The organism is Dongia deserti (genome assembly GCF_003574735.1).
GTDB lineage: Bacteria > Pseudomonadota > Alphaproteobacteria > Dongiales > Dongiaceae > Dongia_A > Dongia_A deserti.
This window is the reverse complement of the sequence record NZ_QORW01000011.1, coordinates 27,182-41,516: the sequence shown is the minus strand read 5'-3', so window position 1 is coordinate 41,516 and position 14,335 is coordinate 27,182. Positions and strand designations below refer to the sequence as shown.

General features: G+C 64.5%; 19 protein-coding genes and 1 tRNA gene. 10 read left to right on the top strand and 10 right to left on the bottom strand.

What is annotated here, in order from left to right:
• Positions 1-19 precede the first annotated feature (19 nt).
• Positions 20-94: transfer RNA gene (locus tag DTX69_RS17865), tRNA-Gly, on the bottom strand.
• Between the two features lie 192 nt (positions 95-286).
• Here DTX69_RS17865 and DTX69_RS17860 point away from each other — a divergent pair.
• The 5 genes from DTX69_RS17860 (at position 287) to DTX69_RS17840 (ending at position 3,280) form a co-directional block, all read left to right on the top strand.
• Positions 287-820, top strand: coding sequence for a prolyl-tRNA synthetase associated domain-containing protein (locus DTX69_RS17860; protein ID WP_162917317.1), 534 nt, complete (start codon positions 287-289; stop codon positions 818-820).
• Between the two features lie 147 nt (positions 821-967).
• On the top strand, positions 968-1,891 hold the full coding sequence (trxA, locus tag DTX69_RS17855) for a thioredoxin (RefSeq protein ID WP_119302916.1): 924 nt from the start codon (positions 968-970) through the stop codon (positions 1,889-1,891).
• 7 nt (positions 1,892-1,898) lie between these two features.
• Positions 1,899-2,597 (top strand): LON peptidase substrate-binding domain-containing protein, encoded by a 699-nt coding sequence (locus DTX69_RS17850; RefSeq protein WP_119302915.1) that lies wholly within the window; start codon positions 1,899-1,901, stop codon positions 2,595-2,597.
• Positions 2,598-2,606: 9 nt separating this feature from the next.
• Positions 2,607-2,837 carry a Trm112 family protein gene (locus DTX69_RS17845; RefSeq protein ID WP_284735882.1) on the top strand — a complete coding sequence of 77 codons (231 nt, stop codon included), beginning with the start codon at positions 2,607-2,609 and terminating at the stop codon, positions 2,835-2,837.
• 44 nt (positions 2,838-2,881) lie between these two features.
• The gene (locus DTX69_RS17840) at positions 2,882-3,280 is read left to right on the top strand and encodes a gamma-butyrobetaine hydroxylase-like domain-containing protein (RefSeq protein WP_119302914.1); all 399 of its coding nucleotides are present in this window, start codon (positions 2,882-2,884) and stop codon (positions 3,278-3,280) included.
• Here the strand turns inward: DTX69_RS17840 and DTX69_RS17835 are convergent.
• Both DTX69_RS17835 and DTX69_RS17830 read right to left on the bottom strand, forming a co-directional pair.
• The gene (locus DTX69_RS17835) at positions 3,252-4,907 is read right to left on the bottom strand and encodes an SDR family oxidoreductase (protein WP_162917316.1); all 1,656 of its coding nucleotides are present in this window, start codon (positions 4,905-4,907) and stop codon (positions 3,252-3,254) included. The genes DTX69_RS17840 and DTX69_RS17835 overlap by 29 nt on opposite strands.
• Before the next feature lie 8 nt (positions 4,908-4,915).
• Positions 4,916-6,331, bottom strand: a complete 1,416-nt coding sequence (locus DTX69_RS17830) for a UbiH/UbiF/VisC/COQ6 family ubiquinone biosynthesis hydroxylase (protein WP_119302912.1) — start codon at positions 6,329-6,331, stop codon at positions 4,916-4,918.
• A 51-nt stretch (positions 6,332-6,382) separates the two neighbouring features.
• Here DTX69_RS17830 and DTX69_RS17825 point away from each other — a divergent pair, with 51 nt between their 5' ends.
• Positions 6,383-7,165: a class I SAM-dependent methyltransferase gene (locus DTX69_RS17825; protein WP_119302911.1), complete on the top strand. Its 783-nt coding sequence runs from the start codon at positions 6,383-6,385 to the stop codon at positions 7,163-7,165.
• A gap of 29 nt (positions 7,166-7,194) precedes the next feature.
• Here the strand turns inward: DTX69_RS17825 and DTX69_RS17820 are convergent, their stop codons facing one another.
• Entirely contained in the window at positions 7,195-7,821 is a 627-nt protein-coding gene (locus DTX69_RS17820) for a regulatory protein RecX (RefSeq protein WP_284735880.1), read from the bottom strand.
• Between DTX69_RS17820 and DTX69_RS17815 the strand changes: the two genes are divergently transcribed.
• The 3 genes from DTX69_RS17815 to DTX69_RS17805 are packed head-to-tail and all read left to right on the top strand — an operon-like array spanning position 7,812 to position 10,043.
• Complete coding sequence (locus DTX69_RS17815; RefSeq protein WP_119302909.1) at positions 7,812-8,627, top strand: ABC transporter permease; 816 nt, start codon at positions 7,812-7,814, stop codon at positions 8,625-8,627. The two genes, DTX69_RS17820 and DTX69_RS17815, sit on opposite strands and share 10 nt — an antisense overlap.
• Positions 8,628-8,632: 5 nt before the next feature.
• Positions 8,633-9,439 carry an ABC transporter permease gene (locus DTX69_RS17810; RefSeq protein WP_162917315.1) on the top strand — a complete coding sequence of 269 codons (807 nt, stop codon included), beginning with the start codon at positions 8,633-8,635 and terminating at the stop codon, positions 9,437-9,439.
• Positions 9,440-9,452: 13 nt separating this feature from the next.
• On the top strand, positions 9,453-10,043 hold the full coding sequence (locus DTX69_RS17805) for a 2-hydroxychromene-2-carboxylate isomerase (protein ID WP_162917314.1): 591 nt from the start codon (positions 9,453-9,455) through the stop codon (positions 10,041-10,043).
• A gap of 1 nt (position 10,044) precedes the next feature.
• Here the strand turns inward: DTX69_RS17805 and DTX69_RS17800 are convergent, their stop codons facing one another.
• The 3 genes from DTX69_RS17800 to DTX69_RS17790 form a co-directional block, all read right to left on the bottom strand.
• Positions 10,045-10,461, bottom strand: a complete 417-nt coding sequence (locus tag DTX69_RS17800) for a DUF3775 domain-containing protein (protein ID WP_119302906.1) — start codon at positions 10,459-10,461, stop codon at positions 10,045-10,047.
• Positions 10,462-10,548: 87 nt separating this feature from the next.
• A complete protein-coding gene (locus DTX69_RS17795) occupies positions 10,549-11,154 on the bottom strand; it encodes a hypothetical protein (protein WP_119302905.1) in 606 nt (201 codons plus the stop codon).
• A 317-nt stretch (positions 11,155-11,471) separates the two neighbouring features.
• Complete coding sequence (locus tag DTX69_RS17790) at positions 11,472-11,684, bottom strand: DUF1127 domain-containing protein (protein ID WP_119302904.1); 213 nt, start codon at positions 11,682-11,684, stop codon at positions 11,472-11,474.
• A gap of 169 nt (positions 11,685-11,853) precedes the next feature.
• On the opposite strand from DTX69_RS17790, the gene DTX69_RS17785 reads away from it, so the two are divergent.
• A complete protein-coding gene (locus tag DTX69_RS17785; protein WP_162917313.1) occupies positions 11,854-12,312 on the top strand; it encodes an Lrp/AsnC family transcriptional regulator in 459 nt (152 codons plus the stop codon).
• Positions 12,313-12,401: 89 nt separating this feature from the next.
• Here the strand turns inward: DTX69_RS17785 and DTX69_RS17780 are convergent, their stop codons facing one another.
• The 3 genes from DTX69_RS17780 to DTX69_RS31035 form a co-directional block, all read right to left on the bottom strand.
• On the bottom strand, positions 12,402-12,962 hold the full coding sequence (locus tag DTX69_RS17780) for a hypothetical protein (RefSeq protein ID WP_119302902.1): 561 nt from the start codon (positions 12,960-12,962) through the stop codon (positions 12,402-12,404).
• A gap of 169 nt (positions 12,963-13,131) precedes the next feature.
• Complete coding sequence (locus DTX69_RS17775) at positions 13,132-13,479, bottom strand: hypothetical protein (protein ID WP_284735878.1); 348 nt, start codon at positions 13,477-13,479, stop codon at positions 13,132-13,134.
• Between the two features lie 430 nt (positions 13,480-13,909).
• A complete protein-coding gene (locus DTX69_RS31035) occupies positions 13,910-14,119 on the bottom strand; it encodes a transposase (protein ID WP_407643990.1) in 210 nt (69 codons plus the stop codon).
• Between the last annotated feature and the right edge of the window lie 216 nt (positions 14,120-14,335).

Below are 14,335 nucleotides of genomic sequence, written 5' to 3'. Positions count from 1 at the left end.
GGTAAAGATTCGAGAATTTTGGAGCGGGCGAAGGGATTCGAACCCTCGACCCCAACCTTGGCAAGGTTGTGCTCTACCCCTGAGCTACGCCCGCGCTCCGTCGGTGGGCGGCGCGCATCATAGCGATCAGCGACGCATTTGCAAGCCTCTGATTTCGATAGATTTCAATGGCTTGCGCTCAGAATCGCGGCGGTTGCGCCGGCGCGCGGTGGGCGCGGGGCTGGCATTCCGCCGCGCCATTGGCTATCTCAGCGCCTCGATTTGCATCAACGGAAGCCGCCCATTCATGCCCAACGACACTGCCCGACCGACCGCCGAAACACCCGCAATCCCCACCTTGCCCCAGCAATTGCTGGGGCGGCTGGAGGCGCTCGGCATCGCCTATCGGAACCATGAGCACGCCGCGGTCTTCACCGTGGAAGAGGCCAAGGCCTTGCGCGGCGCACTTCACGGCGGCCACATCAAGAACTTGTTCCTGCGCAACAAGAAGGAGGAGATGTGGCTGGTGGTGGCCGAAGAGGACAAGCGCATCGACCTGAAGGCCCTGGGCGAACGGTTGGGCGCAGGCAAGCTCTCCTTCGGCTCGGCCGACCGGCTCATGCGCTATCTGGGCGTGCTGCCGGGGGCCGTGACGCCCTTCGCCATCATCAATGACACGGACCGCAAGGTGAAAGTGGTGCTAGATCGCGATTTGATGGGCTTCGACCCGGTGAATGCCCATCCCCTGGTCAACACCATGACCACGGCCCTTTCCCCGCGGGATCTGGTCCGGTTTCTCGAGGCTGAAGGGCACAGCCCGACGCTGATGGACCTGGCTTGAGGCCAAGTATCAGGGATCAGGTATCAGTAATCAGAGGAATTTCTGATACCTGATTCCTGATTACCGATCCCTGGCGCCGCCTTGATTGCGGCGCCACAAAGGGCCAGATTAACAGCCAAGTTCCGGGAATATTTGGAGTTTGATGAAATGGATCAGTTGATTGGCGAAAAACTGGGCGCTCCCGCGGGCGACCTCGTGAAAGATACCAATACAGCCTCGTTCCGCGCCGACGTGCTCGAAGCCTCGCTGCAGGTGCCGGTGATCGTCGATTTCTGGGCGCCCTGGTGCGGCCCGTGCAAGCAGCTCGGTCCAATCATTGAAAAGGCGGTGAAGGACGCGCGCGGCGCGGTCCGCCTGGTCAAGATCAACGTGGACGAGAACCAGGAGCTGGCGGCGCAGATGCGCATCCAGTCGATCCCGGCCGTCTACGCCTTCTTCCAGGGGCGGCCGGTCGACGGCTTCGTCGGCGCCCAGCCGGAAAGCGCGCTGAAGCAGTTCATCCAGCGCCTCGCGAAGCTCGGTGGCGGCGAGCCCGGCCCGTCCCCGATCGACGAGGCCATCGAACATGCCGAAGCCGCGCTCAAGGAAGGCGATCATGAAGCCGCCAGCGCGATCTTCGCGCAGGTCCTGGAGCATGAGCCCGACAATGTGAAGGCGCTCGGCGGTATGGCGCGCTGCTGCATCGCGGTGGGCGAACTGGACCAGGCCAAGAGGGTCCTGGCGCAGGTGCCGGCGGCGTCCGCCAACGATCCGGCGATCGCTGGTGCTCGCGCGCAGCTGGAGCTGGCCGAAGCGGGGCAGAAGACGGCCGGCCAGTCGCAGGAACTGCGCGCGCGCGTCGAAGCCAACCCGAAGGACCTCGACGCGCGCTTTGCCCTGGCGCAGGCCCTGTTCGCCGGCGGCGAGCGCGAGGGCGCGATCGATCAGCTGCTCGAGATCATTCGCCTCAACCGCGCGTGGAACGAAGAGGCCGCGCGCAAGGAACTGGTGAAGTTGTTCGAGGCGATGGGCCCGACCGATCCGCTGACCTTGAGCGGGCGGCGGCGGCTTTCATCGCTGCTGTTCAGCTAGGGGAACGATGCGCCCCGGCCCGACTTCGCTCGGTCCCTTCGATCCCGGCTATCGCGAGCTGCCGGAGGTGCTGCCGATCTTTCCGCTGACCGGCGCGGTGGTCATTCCCGGTGGCCGCCTGCCGCTCAACATCTTCGAGCAGCGCTACCTCGCCATGACACGTCACGCGCTGATGTCGCCGACGCGCCTCATCGGTATGGTGCAGCCGGTGGAGCCGGGGGCCGACCGCAATCTCGATCCCGATGCGCGCCCCGCCGTCCATCGCATCGGTTGCGCGGGCCGCCTCGTCTCGTTCCAGGAGACGGAAGACGGCCGCTACGTCATCACCCTGAGCGGGCTTATCCGCTTCGCGATCAAGCGGGAGCTGCCGCTGCATGCAGGCGGCTTCCGACTGGTGGAGCCCGACTATGTGCCCTTCGCCGAAGACATGGCGGAGCGCGATTTCGAGATGGCAGCGAAACGGGAATTCCTTGCCGCCTTCAAGTCCTATGTCGAGGCCAAGCAGCTGAAGGTGGATTGGGACACCATCAAGGGCGCGCCGGACGATCACCTGCTGGTGTCGCTGGCCATGCTCTCTCCGTTCTCGCCGGACGAGAAGCAGAGCCTGCTGGAGTGCGCTGACCTAGCGCAGCTTGGCGCGATGATGACCGCCTTGTTCGAGCTGGCCGGCACCAACAAGCAGTCATCGGATCGCATTCTACATTGAGGGATGGACATGACCGACGTCACGCCGACCGACCGCAATCCGGCTTTTGCCGTGGACCCGAAACTACTGGAGATCCTGGTCTGCCCGTTGACCAAGGGCACGCTGATCTATGATCGCGAGAAGCAGGAGCTGATCAGCCGCGGTGCGGGCTTGGCTTATCCGATCCGCGACGGCATCCCGATCATGCTGGTCGACGAAGCCCGCCAGCTCACGGACGACGAGCTGGCAGCGGCGAATTAGCCCCCTCCCCCGATGCGGGGAGGGGATATCTGCTGGTGAGAGACTTGACCAACGACAAACACGAAGACGTCAGCACACCGCACTGGCCGGTGGAGATCCGGCTCAAGAAAGCGGAGAAGGTGCTGGAGGTCGATTTCGATGATGGCTCGAAGTTCCGCTATCCGGCGGAGCTGCTGCGGGTGGAGAGCCCGTCGGCGGAAGTGATGGGGCATGGACCGGGGCAGAAGACCATCGTCCCTGGCCGGCGCCACGTCGGCATCCTCGAGCTCGAGCCGGTCGGCAACTATGCCGTCCGCATCAAATTCGATGACCTGCACGACACCGGCATCTATTCGTGGCGCTATCTCTACGAGCTCGGACGCAATCAGGAAAAGATCTGGGCGGAGTATCTGATGGCGCTGGCGGAGAAGGGTCTCAGCCGAGAGCCGCCGCGGCGCCACTGATCTCATCGGGCTTCAGCCAGCCCCGATAATGGGCCAGCAGCCCGATCACGGGCAGGCTGAGGCGCACGTCGAAACGGAACACACCATCCTCCACGTGCTCGAAAGCCGTGGTGCGCGGGAGCAGCGCGCGCGGCAACCGGATGCCGATGAGCTTTCCCTTGACGATCTGGTAGTGCAATCGCGTGCCGTCCCAGCGCAAGCGGATGGTGAAACGAAACAGGCCGAACCGCTCGGTGATCTCCCCCGGTATGTATGCGCGGCTGAGATACGAGCGCATGATGCGCCCATTAAAATCCCGTTCCCAGACCTCGGAGCCGCCGCGGGTAATGAACCGGACGGTGAGCGGCAGGTCGCGCCCCTTGCGGGGCATGCGGAACAAGGCGCGGACCAGCAGCGCGAGCGGGTTCGCGCTGTGATCGACATCGCAACGTCCGCGCGCCGACGCACATTCCCTGCGGCTGTGCATGATGCGGATCGGCTGCGGCAGCCGACGGAACTCCTGGTGCAGCGCCAAGGCAAAGAGGTCACTGCGATCCTTGATGCGGCTCAAGGTGAAGATCGGCAGATGCGCAACGACGGCCAGGATCTCGTCGACACTGAGGACCCCGAGACACGGATAGGCACCCGGGCGCGGAGTCTCGCTACGTGCCAATCGGGCGACCAGCGCAGTGGCGGGCGACGCGGGAATGAACGGCCCCTGTCCCCTTTCCGCGATCAAACGCCAACGATAGGCCTTGGGCTGCCCCTCGCTGTCCGTCCCCTCCACATCGACCAGCATGCCGCCGCGATCGCTGCCGAGCACCTTCAGGCGGTCGGCGATCCAACGCAGCGGCTTGCGCAGCGGCAGCAGGCTCTTCAGCCATCCGGCGCGCACAGGCAGCGACAGGATCCACAATCCGACATGAAGCACGGACAGCTCCAGCCCTGCGTAGAACTCCACGCTCCGGAGCGACGGATAGACTTGCGGCAGCAATACCAGATCGGGCGCATCGCAAGCGGACAGCCACCGTTTGCCAAGGCCGTGGTCGCGGTCGGTGCGAATACGCCGCCGATGCATCTCGCCCCAGCCTGGCACCTTCGTTGACCGGCCCGCGTGCAAGACGGGCAGGGGCTTGCCTGCCTGGCTCAGGATCGCATCCACCAAAGCGGGGCCGTGGGGTGCCTTGTTGCCAGGGCTGATGCCGATGCGAACGGCGGTGGGCGTGAGGCCGGACTCAGCCACCACGGCGCCGGACAAAGCCGGCACAGTGCTGGCACCGGAAATGATGGTAATGCCCTTGGCCCGGGCGGCTTCATCCAGTTGCGCAATGCCGGCGACGAACGCATGCGAATCTGCCAGATCGATATAATGCGCGCCGCCTTCGATGCAGGCCTGCGCCACGCGGTAGTCTGCGGTTTGGAACGGCCCGACGGTATTGATCACGACCTTCGGACGGCGCGCCATCAATGCGGCGAGATCGCCGGGCTTCCCCACGTCGAGCGCCGCATGCTCCGTCTTCAGTTCTCTTGCCAAGGCTTCCGCCTGCCGCGCATCACGCCCGACGACCAGCAGCTCGATCTTGTCGATGCGCGCGAGCAGGCAGCAAATGCGGCTGCCGAAGGCGCCATAGCCCCCCAGCACTGCCACGCGCAAGGTCAGAGCGGCCGCCCTTGCACCAGGCGCGGCAGCTTGCCGACGATACCCATGGCATGGCGCATGGCCAGGCGCTTCAGCGGCATAGTGCGATTGAAGATGGTGAAGCCGAGGTCGCGGGCGAACCGCAGCGGCGCGAAATCGTTGGAGAACAGCCGTGTCAGCCCGTCCATGAAGGTGGAGAGCAAGAGATTGTCGAATCGCCGCCAGCGCGCATAGCGCTCCAGCACCTCCATGGAGCCAAGATCGAACCCGCCGCGCGAAGCGTCCACCAGCACCTCGGCCAAGGCCGCCACATCGCGCACGCCGAGATTAAAGCCCTGTCCCGCGATCGGATGAATGCCGTGCGCCGCGTCGCCGGTCAAGGCGAACCGGTCGCGCACATAGCTGTCGGCCAGGGTCATGGTGAGCGGATAGGAGAAGCGCGGCCCGAGCGGCCGCACCTGGCCCAGGCTCAGTCCGAAGCGCCGTTCGATCTCCTTGCCGAAGGCGTCGTCATCCAGCTTCAGCAGCATCGGCACCAGGCGTGGATCCTCCGACCACACGATCGAGGATCGGTGGCGGCGGCTGCCGTCCGGCAGAATTTCATCCGTCATTGGCAGCATGGCGAACGGGCCGGCGGGCAAGAAATGCTCGTGCGCGACGCCGTGATGCGGCTTCTCGTGCATGACCGTGCAGACAATGGCGGTCTGGTTGTAGCCGAACTGGCGCGAGGCAACGCCGGCCATCCGGCGCAGCGCCGATTGCTTGCCGTCGGCAGCGACGATCAATTGGGCGGTCAGCACGCGCCCGTCACCCAAGGTGACACGCGCCGCATCGCTCGCAATATCGAGCGCCGTGACGACATAGGGTGCGAGGTGCGTGAGGTTGGCGCATTCCTTCGCCCGCTCCAGCAGCGCGATGCGGGTCAGGCGATTCTCGATGATGTAGCCGAACGGGGCAGATGTCAGATGTCGGCTGTCAGATGTCAGAGTGGAAGCAGGGGCGCCAGGGCGCGACGTGTCGGATCGAGCCAGTGCCTCAGGCTCGCACTGCAGGCCGCTGACATCTGACATCTGATCTCTGACATCTGGCTTCCGATCGAGCAGGTCCAAGTGGCTGTAGTGCACATAGCCGTGGCTTTCGCCCTTCACATGCCAGCCGCCGTCGGTCACTCGAATATCGAGAATGGGCTGCGCGTCGGATGCCAGGCGATCCCAGGCGCCGATCGCGTGCAACACCTGCTGCGAGCCATGAGCGATGGCGGAGGAGCGACCGTCATAGGCCTTGCTGCTGAGCGCGTCTGCCGACTCGGCCTCCACCACGATGGTGCGGATGCCGCCGTCGGCGCACGCGATCGCCAGCGTCAGGCCGACCAGCCCGCCGCCCACCACGATCAACTCCGCTTCGTTCTCGCCCGTGACGCCCCCGCGTATCATGCGTCCAAGGTGGCGGCTTGGCGCGCGATTGTCCAGCGGTTACAAGGGCACATGAAACGGGAGAAGTTCACTGCCGATTTCGGCAAGACCGCAGAGGACTATGCGCGCCATCGCGCCAGCTACCCCGACTGGTTCTTCGAGCGGCTGATGCGGCGCGGCCTGGCGCGGCCGGGCATGCAGGCGCTGGATCTCGCCACCGGCACCGGCTATCTGGCGCGGGGCCTGGCGCAACGCGGGCTCGGCGTCGCCGGGCTCGACGTGTCGGCGGATATGATGGCGGCGGCCAAGACACTGGATGCGGCACAGGGGCTCACGATCGACTACATCGTCGGGAAGGCCGAGGAGACCGGGCTGCCGACTGGAGTATTCGATCTCGTGACGGCTGCTTGCGCCTGGCATTGGTTCGACCGGCCGAAGGCGAGTGCGGAAGCAACGCGTTTACTGAGGCCCGGCGGCTGGTTGGTAGTATGCTCGCAGGATTGGCTGCCGATCGGCGCCAACGTCGTTGCGCGCAGCGAGGCCATCATCCAACGCTACAATCCCGCATGGCCCTATGGCGGCCTCGACGGGATGAAACCGAGCTTCGTTCGCGACCTCCGCACGGCTGGCTTCCAGCCGATCGAAAGTTTCTCTGTCGACTTCGACATTCCCTATAGCCACGAAGGCTGGCGCGGTCGCATGCGTGCGTCTGCCGGCGTCTCCGGATCTCTGTCTCCCGATGAGGTGCGCGCCTTCGATGCCGAGCTCGGCGCGATGCTAGCGCGCGATTTCCCGCAGGACCCGTTGCGCGTGCCGCATTGCCTGTTTGCGGTAATGGGACGGAAGCGTGACTAGGTTTGTTTGTATGGTCCGCGGAGGATTCTCTAAGCCTCTTCCGCATCTATGACCTGGCGTGCGACGCGGCCGGCGAAGCCGGCGCGGGCCATGGCGGCCAGATCCTTGTCCCGGCATTCGGCACGCACCTCGTCCGCGCTGCGATAGGGGCCGAGGCGACGACGTCGTGCATAGCGTCGTGCCGCCTCCAGCTCCGGCTCCTCGAATTCCACGGAAAGGCGATCGACCGCGGCACGGGCGGTCGCCGTCTCGACGCCCTTCGAAGTGAGCGTCGCGATGATATGGGCGCGCGACGTACCGCGGGCGGAAAGAGTGCGCGCCCTGGCCTCGGCATAGGCGCGGTCGCTCAGGAAACCGCTGGCCTCCAGCCATTGGATGGTATCGTCCAGCGCAGTGATGAGCGGCGCCGGATCATCGCCATGGGCGCGCACCGAATTGCGGATCTTGCGCAGCATCACCTGGCGCAGACGCGCACGGGTGGCGGCGAAGCGATCGAGATAATCGAGAGCGGCGCCCTTCAAGTCGGCGGGCGTAAGACGGCGCGGCGGTCGCAGATGGCCCATAAACATATGGTGCCAGAAATGGTGCACGATGCCAAGGTGGGTGACTTGCACATGGCACGCGAGGTGACTATCGTCCCCGCGCCATGACGACACCGCGACTTCTCCAGCAAAGCTTGGCGCCGCGCCACTACCGCACGATGAACTGGGTCGGGCTGTGGACGCTCTACATGAAAGAGGTGCGCCGCTTCATGACGGTGGCGACCCAGACCATCCTGGCGCCGATGGTGACGACCTTGCTGTTCCTCGCGGTGTTCGTGCTGGCGCTGGGGCACGCGGTGGATCAGGTGGCGGGCGAGCCGTATCGGGCGTTCCTGGCGCCCGGCCTCATCATGATGGCGATCACCCAGAACGCATTCGCCAACACCTCATCGTCGATCCTGATCTCCAAGATCCAGGGCAACATCGTCGATCTGCTGATGCCGCCCTTGACGCCGCTGGAGCGCACGATCGGCATGGCGTGTGGGGGGCTTACCCGCGGTATCTTGGTGGGAATCGCGACCTGGGTGGCGATGGTGCCGTTCGTGCCCGTCAGTGTCGCGCATCCCGGCTTCATCCTGTTCCATGCGGTCATGGCGAGCCTCTTGATGTCGCTGGTCGGGGTGCTGGCGGGCGTTTGGGCGGAGAAGTTCGACCACATGGCCGCGATCACCAATTTCGTGGTGACCCCGGCGGCCTTCCTCTCCGGCACCTTCTATTCCGCCGAGCGCTTGCCGCCCTTCTGGCAGGGCGTTGCGCATGCGAACCCGCTGTTCTACATGATCGACGGGTTCCGCTACGGCTTCATCGGCCATGCGGACGGCTCGCTGACCGCCGGCATCCTCGTGCTGCTGGGCGCCAATGCGGTGCTTCTGTGGCTGACACACCGCCTGTTCGCCACCGGCTTTCATCTGAAAGCATGAGCGACATGGCGGCTCCGCAGGTGATGGCTTTGCGGGCGCGCCGCTTCGGACCGGTCAACTGGATCGGCTGCTGGAGCCTATTGCGCCGGCAGTTCAAGAACGGCTTCTCCGACCTGCATTACACGATCCTCGGGCCGGTCATCTCCAACGCGCTCTATCTGCTGCTGTTCGTGATCGCGTCATCCTCGCTGACCAAGCTAGACCCGCAGGCCATCGTCATCTTCATCGCGCCGGGCCTGGTCTGCTTTTCGATCGCGGAGCGTGCTTTCGAGGTCTCCGGCGCCAACCTCATTTTCGACAAGCACGAGCGCACCCACATGGACTGGCTTATGGCGCCCTTGACCCCGACGGAAAAGGCCGCCTGCTTCGCACTCAGCTCGACCATCGCCGGAATGGTGGTGGGCAGCGCGGTGGCGCTGATGACGCTGCTGTTCGTACCGGCTGAGGTGGCGCATCCCGGCGCCCTGCTGTTCTTTGCCGCGGCCACCGGCATGATGCATGGTCTGATCGGCACCTTGCTCGGGATCTGGGCGGCGAAGTGGGATCAGTACACGGCGCTGCACACCTTTGTGCTGCTGCCGCTCGCTTTCTTGAGCGGCGTGTTCGCGCCGGTCACCGCGATGCCGGAGCTGGCGCAGACCCTGATCGCCTTCAATCCGATCTTTTATCTGATCGATGGCTTCCGCTTTGGCGCGATCGGCGAGGCGGTGGCCGACCTGCGCCTGTCGGCCACCGTGGCGATCGCAATCAATCTCGGGCTGTTCGCCTGGGTCCATTACTGGCTGCGGACCGGCTACCGGCTGAAGAGCTGATGACATCGCGCAGGTGGACTTCTTCTTCTTCGGTCTCGGTAGTCGCTATTCATATCTGGCCGCGACACAGGTCTCCGTGATCGCGCATGAGACAGGCGCCGCGTTCGCGTGGAGGCCGCTGTACAGCCGCGTGCTGATCGAAAGAGCGGGGCCAAATCCGTTCGCAGCGGCAGCACGCCGCGGCCAATATGACCCCGCCTATCGCGCGAAAGACGCGCAACGGTGGGCGCAGCACTACGGTGTTCCCTATCGTGAACCAGATTGGGTGGCCGTCGACTGGCAGGCGCTGGCTTTCGCTTGCGTCGCGGCCGAGCTGTTGGGCGTGGCGGAAGGGGTCGCTCGCAGTCTCTTTAGCTTGTGCTTCGACAAGGGCCAAAGCCGGTTCGACGAAGACCTGCTGGTAGAATTAGCGTTGCAGGCTGGTGCGCCGGCCAGGGAGTTCCGGTCCCTGCTGCGGTCGGGCAAGGTCCAAGCGCGGCACGAACAGAACGTCGCCGCAGCGCTCGCTGCCGGCGCGTTCGGTGTTCCGACCTTTGTCGTCGACGGCGAATTGTTCTGGGGCCAGGACAAGCTGCCCCTGCTGTGCGACCACCTGATGCGTTAGGTTACGGCTCCCCTTCCTCCAGATCCTCGCGGCTGTAGCCAAGCTGGGCAGCGCCTTCTTCCAGCAGGTCCGACAACAGCGGCGTGCCCAGGAGATAGCGCGTTTCATCGCCATTGTGCCGGTCGTGGGCGGCCTCCACCGCTTCCCGCCAATCATCCTTGCTGAAATCGCCGCGGCCGACCCACGTCAGGGCGATGATCTCGTCGCGCTGGTCTTCGTTGAGCTGATCGAGCGCGGCAGCAAGCTCCTCCGCGGTCGGATTGTCGAGGCGGTCCTCGAGGATGGTGGTGTCGCCGGCCTCGTCGTCGATCGGGTTGCTGCCGTCATCGGTCAGCACCGGCGGCACCTCCGCGTCGAACTCGCGTGCCCGCTCGATGATGTAGCCCAGGGTCTCGATTGGGATGGACAAACTCGGCATTCGCAAGCTCCCAAGACGGTTAATCGGCCCTTGGAACAAGCCCGCCAGCGATTGGTTCCGGAGCCGAATCGGCCCGCCGCTCAGCCTTTAGTTCATGCCGGGCGCGATGATGCGCGCACCGCCCAGCCCCATGGGCGCACCTCCGGTCGGCGCATGCCGCCAATGTGTGTGCTTCCATCTCTTGTGCCACCACGGCTTGCCGAAGTGCAGCGAATGATGGCGTTTGAAGACGTGCGGATGCCGCTCGAAGATGAAGCTCGGGTGCCGCGTCGCGAAGCTGGGCCGACCCACAATGAACCCCGGCTGCCGCACGATGAAGCTGGGCTGGCGCACCACGAAGCCGGGATGGGTAAACCCCGGATTGACGAAGCCGGGATTGACGAAGCCTCGACTGACGAAGCCTGGATGGGTGAAGCCCCGATGGATGACGACCCCCGGGCTGGAGAAGGAGAAGCCCGATCCGCCGATGATGATGCGGGGCCGGCTGCTGCGGAACTGGCGTCGGTGGTGCCACGATTTGTGCCACGCCTTCGAGTGGTCCCACCAATGGGGCTGCGAACGGATCCACTGGCTGGAATCGGCGCTCGCCGATTGCGCCGCGCTGCTGGCGAGCACAAAGACGAAGCCCAACGCAACCGCCAGGACCGCGAGCAGGCGCAGCGTGATGGAGGAATAGGGATGTTGTGCAATCATGCTTGCCGCCCTTCACATGGTTTCAATCGACGGCGCAGAAGCAACGATTATACGACAAACAGCCGCGCCGCGCTGCAGTTGCGTGCGCCGGGCAGAGACACATTGCGGTGAGGGGCGAAGCTGTGGCGAAGGTCACAGTGATCTCCCTCGCCGCGATCCCCTCCCCCCGACACGGTGGAGGGCTAGGGAGGGGAAGCCGCCCCTTTAGTCGCCGCCTCCAACTTCCAGGTGGGCCGTGATGGTCTGCACACCAGCGCTCCGCGGTGGACCATCAAGCTCTTGCACTACGTGAGGGGCCGGCAACGCTGCGCGGCGGCTCACAGCCTTTCTCGCCGCAGCGCACCATGGCTGTCGCGGCTGAGGCCGATGTCCTTGAGCAGGTGGTCGGGCATCTCCGCGAAGATGCTGTCCTCGCGGCGGATCAACCAGTCCTGGACGCCGAGGGTGATCGACCGCGCCACGCGGCCGAACGCGTTGCGAAGGGCGATGGCGAGGCTGCTGCGAGAGGCGATGGTTTCGATGTTCAGCATGGTCTCCTCCGTAGCCTGAAAATTGGCGTGAAATCGCGGGATTCGACATCGTGTTTGCGCCGGGATGATGGCCCGAGTGACGAGAGAAAGGGGCGCAAAAGGGCGCAGCGTCGCGCGGAGATTTCGCTATGATCCCGGTCTTTGCGACGATTTCGATCGCGAGGAGCCCATGGAGCTGGATGATTTCGATCGCCGCCTGCTTGATGCGCTGCAGCAAGACAGCCGCCGGACCGGCGAACAGCTCGCCGCCCTGGTGGGCCTGTCACCGGCGGCGTGCCTCAGGCGCGCGCAGAAGCTGCGGGAAGCCGGTGTGATCGAGCGCGAGATCGCCGTCGTCTCGCCGAAGGCAATCGGGCGCCGCCTGATGATGGTCCTGACGGTGACGCTCGAAGGCGAGCAGCAGCACGTCTTCGAGGACTTCGAGCGCCAGGTGCGACGGGCGCCCGAGGTGACCGCATGCTACCACGTCACCGGGGCGACCGATTACGTCCTGGTGATCGCTACCGCCGACATGGAAGAGTACCAGGACTTCGCCAAGCGCCTGATGTTCGGCAAGCACATGAAGCGGTTCGAGGCCATGGTCGTCATCGATCGCGTGAAGTTCGACACCACCCAGCCGATCGACTAGTCGGAAAGAGTCTTCGCTCGCTTCGCCCGCCCCGACCCTCCCCGTGTCGGGGGGAAACGGGGTGTTGTGCGAGCGGGGAGCCCGCCTCCCTAGTACGTCACTGGAGACGGCCGGAGGATGCGCACGCCGTTCTGCAAGGTGAACTTGGGCTGCAGTCCCCTTGGTGCGTTGGAGGCGGCGCGCACCGAGACGACGGCCGGCTCCACAGGCTTCGGGGCGGGCGGTAGGGCGGAGGCCGGCTGCGGCTGATACTGCACTCGCGGCACGAGTGCATAACCGCGCGGGTCGAAGATCGCCACGACCGGCTGCGAGAGGACCACGCCGTAGCCTGTGCTGATGGTGCCGGGCAGTTCGCGGCAAGAGCCGTAACAGCCGTTGCTGAATCCGCCATAGGGCCGATCGCGATAATTGTGGCCGTAATAACCCGGTAGCTTCCGGATCTTGGGCCCAGTCTGGGGCGGATGCACCCAGGGCTGCGGCATGTACCACGGAATGTCCTGGGGAGCGTCCTGGAAGACGACTGGGGGAACGTCTGCGGAGTAGTACTGCGCGCTGGCCGGCGCTGCGCCGAACAGCGCGCTGCCGACGGCGAAGCCGAGCGCCATCAGGGCGCCGACGAATAGCCGAAAGGCTGCGGATCCGAGCTTCATGGGTGCCTGTCCTTTCGCGATTTGAGCCATCGCTGATGCATCAAATATGGCTCAAATGCGAGAGGACGTAATGGTTAAAATCCTAGCGAATGCACGCCTGGGCGGTCGACCGGACGCGCAAAGGGGCGGGCCCTTCCGGGACTCGCCCCTCGCACACCCAGTTCGGAAATCAGAAATCGAGCGGGAAAACGATGTTCACCTGCGGCCGTGGGTAGATCACCGGCGCCGGCTGCACATAGTAGACCGGCGGCGGCGCCACGTAGACCGGAGCCGGCTGCACATAGACTGGCGCCGGCTGCACGTACACCACCTTCGGCCGCGGCTGGTAATAGTAATAGCCGCCGTGGCTATGTTCGTATTGGTGATGCTTCTTCCAGTGCTTGTTGTGGCCCGGATTGTTCCACTTGTCTGCCATGGCCGGCGAGGAAGCGGCCAGCGCGACGCCAACTGCAATCAGCGCTCCAACGGCTTTGGTCCCCCAACCCTTGCGGCGCGGAAGCTCTGTGGGCGTTCTCATTGTGACCTCCTATAGGGCGTCCCTCGAACGGCGCCTGCCGCTCGTCCCGCCACCGTCTATGTAACGATGATCGCCCCGATTCCCCATGTGACGACCTCGTTACCTCGCGGCTTCGTGATCGGATTTTCTCCTATTGAATCAAGAAGATGAACCGCAGATGAACCGAATGCGGGCAGAACGCCCAACTGAACTCGCGGGTATCGCGCGGATGGACTCCTTATGGTTGAGTTTGCCACGACCCACGGTTGACAGATGTTCCCCCTTTGTGAAATGCCTGCCGTCACAATATGCACTTACGACAACGTCTCGATGACAAAAGCTGCACGCGCGCGGACGGAAGCGGTCGGCGCACGTCGACATTGAGCCCAACGAAAGACCAGGGACGGTCCCGCCGTGCAATCGTGTAGGTCTGGCAATTGTGCAGTCTCAATTACTGTGCCCTCGGATAGACGAGTGCGCAACCGATATTTGAAGTCGTAGGCTTGGCGCTTTTTCGGGAAGCGTGGGTTGTTAGTGGATCGACCCGTCCGCCGTCGCGAAACCGCTCGTTGCGCGCCCGCGTGAAGGCCGAGTGGTCAGGGATCTTGTCCTCGATGCTCAAGCCGCAGAACCAACGGTACGCAAGGCGGCGGGATCGGATCCATCTTTCTTGACCAGGCGCTGCGATAAATCTGGATATAGCAGAACGCGCCGCACATTAGGCCTTTTGTCTCGCTGGGTGCACCTCGAAGCATCGGCGGCGCGCCGCCGCTGCCGTTGATGAGGGCTTAGCTGACAAACAGCGCAATGAGTTCCGGTCTTGGACAGCATGCGATACGGTCTTTGTTCGGCCTTGGCCCGATCGAACCTGTCGAAA